Origin of the sequence: Pseudoalteromonas sp. GW168-MNA-CIBAN-0100 (assembly GCF_040309225.1) — a bacterium.
GTDB lineage: Bacteria > Pseudomonadota > Gammaproteobacteria > Enterobacterales > Alteromonadaceae > Pseudoalteromonas > Pseudoalteromonas arctica.
Genome location: NZ_JBEOOL010000167.1, coordinates 1 through 401, shown reverse-complemented (window position 1 = coordinate 401; position 401 = coordinate 1). Strand labels below are relative to the sequence as shown.

The 401-nt window shown below is 39.2% G+C and carries 1 protein-coding gene; it reads left to right on the top strand.

Going from position 1 to position 401, the window contains the following annotated elements:
• Nucleotides 1-401 (top strand): DEAD/DEAH box helicase (locus AAEY62_RS20540; RefSeq protein ID WP_350636093.1); only part of this gene is annotated, 401 nt, incomplete at both ends.

Here is a 401-nt window from a genome sequence, read left to right as displayed (position 1 = left end):
CCCATTTAAAAGCTGTATTTTTGAATTACCGCTGCGCTATATGATCAAACATAACTATTTAACGCCACCCAATGAAGTGGATGCGGCGATTAGTCATTACGACTTTTCGGCGTTAACCAGTGACGCATTTGGCCGTTATACTAATGAGGATATGAATGCGTTACTAAAAAACAGCGCACGGGCAACGCAAGCCATTTTACAACAAGTAATGCAGTACAGTGAAAGTCGTCAAGGTATTATGATTTTTGCCGCTACGGTTATGCACGCAGAAGAAATTTTAAGCTATTTACCTCATCAGCAAAGCGCCTTAATTACAGGTGACACACCTAATAGCGAACGCGATAAAATAATTAAGCAATTTAAAGCCAAGCAATTAAAATACCTGGTTAATATATCGGTAC